This window comes from Mesorhizobium sp. M4B.F.Ca.ET.089.01.1.1, from assembly GCF_004022605.1.
Lineage (GTDB): Bacteria > Pseudomonadota > Alphaproteobacteria > Rhizobiales > Rhizobiaceae > Mesorhizobium > Mesorhizobium abyssinicae.
In genome coordinates this window covers 1-3,493 of record NZ_RZOS01000529.1, presented here as the reverse complement: position 1 = coordinate 3,493, position 3,493 = coordinate 1, and the positions used below count along the sequence as shown (strand labels likewise).

Here is a 3,493-nt window from a genome sequence, read left to right as displayed (position 1 = left end):
ACACCGCGCAGCGTTTCGGCATGCGCGTCGCGGCCGAGCGCGATGCCCGCACCGTCCAGATCAGGCGGCCGAAGAACGTCTCGGCGGCGCGCTTCTATGCCGAGATCGAGAATCTGGTCGTGGAATCGGACACGCCGGCCCGCGTCGTCATCGACGAGCGCACCGGCACCATCGTCATCGGCAACAACGTCAAGATCGCGCGCGTGGCGATCAGCCATGGCACGCTCACGGTGCGCATCACGGAGGCGCCGAAAGTCGTCCAGCCCGAGCCCTTTTCCAAGGGCGTGACCGCCATCGAGCCCTTCACCGCCATCGAGGCCACGCGGCCCGACGCGCGCGTCGCCGTGCTCGACGGACCAAATCTCGAAACGCTGGTTTCCGGCCTCAACCGTCTCGGCGTCAAGCCGGACGGCATCATCGCCATCCTGCAGGGCATCAAATCGGCCGGCGCCCTGCAGGCCGATCTGGTCCTCCAATAGGCCATGCCGATGATCGCTCCCCGCCAACCCATCCGCAACGCCAGGCCGGCGATGGTCGCCTCGACCCTTGCCGTGATCCTGCTTCTCGCCGGCGGCCAGGCCCGCACCGAGGAAGCGGTGCGCCAGGTGCTGCCCGGCGGGCAGGCGCCGGCGACGCCGCAGCAGCTGAAGCGGGAGAAGGCGCCGGACGAAAGCGAGATCCAGCGCTTCTGCTCCAACATCGCCGACGCCGCCCGCGACCGTCGCTATGCCTTGCAGGCGCAGGAGCTGAAGGAGCTGCAGGCCGGCATCGACCAGCGCATGAAGGCGCTGGAGGACAAACGCGCCGAATACGAGCAATGGCTGAAGCGGCGCGAAGTGTTCCTGGCGCGCGCCGAGGACAGCGTCGTCAAGATCTATGCCGGTATGAAGCCCGACGCCGCGGCCGAACGCCTGGCGATGGTCAATGTCGAACTCGCCGCCGCCATCCTGATGAAGCTGGATTCGCGCAAGGCCGGCGTCATCCTCAACGAAATGGACCAGAAGGCGGCGGCAGCGCTCACCGGCATCATGGCCAGCGCTGCGCGAAGGGTTGATCCGTCATGAAGTGCAAGATGCTCATCCTGGTCGCGGTCGCGGCGCTGTCCGGCTGCGGCACCGATCTCAAGGAGGTCGGCAGGGAGCCTTCACTGTCTCCGGTCGGCTCCGGCATCACAGGCAGCGTCAACGCCCCCTACAGCTACCCCGAGCCGCCGGCAGCACCGGTCAAGAAATTCTCGCTGTGGGACGATCGCCAGAGCCGGCTGTTCACCGACCCCAGGGCGTTGCGCGAAGGCGACATCCTGACCGTCAACATCAAGCTCAACGACAAGGCCAACTTCAAGAACCAGAACGACAGGAGCCGCACCGCGGCGCGCAAGCTCGGCTATGACATCACCCTCGGGTGGGAGGGCAACAGCACCAGCGGCAAGGGCGATGCCGGCCTGAGCTCCAGCACCGAAACCAATGCCGACGGCGAGATCAAGCGTTCCGAAAACCTCGAGCTAAACGTCGCCGCCGTCGTCACCGAAGTGCTGCCCAACGGCAATCTGATGATCAGGGGCTCGCAGGAAGTGCGTGTCAACTACGAGCTCAGGGTGCTCACCATCGCCGGCATGGTGCGTCCGTCCGACATCGGCGCCGAGAACACCATCCCCTACGAGCGCATCGCCGAGGCGCGCATCTCCTATGGCGGCCGCGGCCGCGTCAGCGAGGTTCAGCAGCCGGCCTATGGCCAGCAGATCCTCGATCAGGTTCTCCCCTTCTAGGACGGACTGGCTCGGAAAATCACACCATGGCCAATGTCGAGCAAGTCGAGCAGAAGAAGGGACCATCGCTGGTCGTCCAATTCGCCATGCTCCTGGTGGTGACGGTCGCCGCCGTCGGCATGGGCTGGCTGTCCGGCGGCTATCTGAAGGGCACCGATGCCCCGGCCTCGGTGCCGGTCGCTCCTGAAAACGAAGGCAGCAGCGAGAAGCCCGCCGAGCCCGGCAAGGAGGTTGCCGGACCGACACTTGTCCAGCTGGCGCCGATAACCACCAACCTGGCGTCGCCGGCCGAGGTCTGGATAAGGCTTGAGGCATCGGTGTTCTACGACACGCCGCAACCGGCGGAAATGACCGAGCAGATCCACCAGGACCTGCTGGCGCTGGTGCGCACGCTGAAGATGCATCAGATCGAGGGCGCCAGCGGCTACCAGCATCTGAAGGCCGACCTCGAGGACCGCGCCACCATCCGCAGCGGCGGCCATGCCAAACAGATTCTGATCAGGACATTGCTGCTCGAATGAGAAAATACCTTCTCGCCGCCACGCTCCTGGTCCTTGCCACCTCCGTCGCCGCGGCCCAGCAGCTGGATCTCGGTGCCATCGGCAAGGCCGACGGCACGACCGTCGGCTACCTGATCCAGATGTTCGGCCTGCTCACCGTGCTGTCGGTGGCGCCGGGGCTTTTGATCATGGTGACGAGCTTCACCCGCTTCGTCATCGCCTTCTCGATCCTGCGCGCCGGCATCGGCCTGCAGTCGACGCCGGCCAACCTGATCCTGATCTCGCTGTCGCTGTTCATGACTTTCTACGTCATGGCGCCGACCTTCGATCAGGCCTGGAACACCGGCGTCAAGCCGCTGATGGACAACCAGATCACGCAGGCGGAAGCGTTCGAGAAGATCTCGGACCCGTTCCGCACCTTCATGCTGCACAATGTGCGCGACAAGGATTTCGACCTCTTCGCCGACCTCGCCCGCGAACGCGGCCAGACCGTCTCGCGCGACACCGTCGACCTGCGCATCCTGGTGCCCGCCTTCATGATCTCGGAAATCCGGCGCGGTTTCGAGATCGGCTTCCTGATCGTGCTGCCGTTCCTGGTCATCGACCTGATCGTCGCCACCATCACCATGGCGATGGGCATGATGATGCTGCCGCCGACCGTGGTGTCGCTGCCGTTCAAGATCCTGTTCTTCGTGCTGATCGACGGCTGGAACCTGCTTGTCGGCAGCCTGGTGCGGTCCTTCACCTGACCTGTCGATATTGATCGTCAGCGTTGCGTAACTGGCGCCGCGCCGCCGCGCCCAGATTTCCTGCAATATATTTTCGGTTAACCGTCGCGTTTAGGCCTTTGGTAGGGACTTGCCAGCATAGTCCCCCCAGATGGCGGGTGATCTCAATCAACGATCATTGGCATGATGCCGCACCGTCATACCGGAAAAGCCGGTATGTCAAAAAAACACGTGTAAAATCAAGGTACGAGTAGCCATGTCCAGTATCATGACCAATTCCTCGGCGCTGACCGCGCTGCAGAGCTTGAACAACACCAACAAGCAGCTCGAGACCACCCAGTCGCGTATTTCGACTGGTTACCGCGTCGCCACCGCCTCCGACAACGCCGCCTACTGGTCGATCGCCACCTCGATGAAGTCGGACAACAAGGCGCTCTCGGCCGTACAGGACTCGCTCGGCCTCGGCGCCGGCAAGGCCGACACCGCCTACACCGCCATCA

Annotated in this window: 5 protein-coding genes and 1 pseudogene; all 6 read left to right on the top strand. The window is 64.2% G+C overall.

What is annotated here, in order from left to right:
- On the top strand, positions 1-479 hold a 479-nt coding region (locus tag EN780_RS29995), incomplete at its 5' end, for a flagellar basal body P-ring protein FlgI (RefSeq protein ID WP_189556851.1).
- 3 nt (positions 480-482) lie between these two features.
- Positions 483-1,064, top strand: coding sequence for a MotE family protein (locus EN780_RS29990; protein WP_127393892.1), 582 nt, complete (start codon positions 483-485; stop codon positions 1,062-1,064).
- Positions 1,061-1,765: a flagellar basal body L-ring protein FlgH gene (flgH, locus tag EN780_RS29985; RefSeq protein WP_127393891.1), complete on the top strand. Its 705-nt coding sequence runs from the start codon at positions 1,061-1,063 to the stop codon at positions 1,763-1,765. The genes EN780_RS29990 and flgH overlap by 4 nt, the downstream gene beginning before the upstream one ends.
- Before the next feature lie 26 nt (positions 1,766-1,791).
- Positions 1,792-2,286, top strand: a complete 495-nt coding sequence (locus EN780_RS29980; protein WP_128276095.1) for a flagellar basal body-associated FliL family protein — start codon at positions 1,792-1,794, stop codon at positions 2,284-2,286.
- Positions 2,283-3,014: a flagellar type III secretion system pore protein FliP gene (fliP, locus tag EN780_RS29975; protein WP_126058482.1), complete on the top strand. Its 732-nt coding sequence runs from the start codon at positions 2,283-2,285 to the stop codon at positions 3,012-3,014. The genes EN780_RS29980 and fliP overlap by 4 nt, the downstream gene beginning before the upstream one ends.
- 235 nt (positions 3,015-3,249) lie before the next feature.
- Positions 3,250-3,493: pseudogene (locus tag EN780_RS29970) on the top strand (flagellin); the annotation flags it as partial.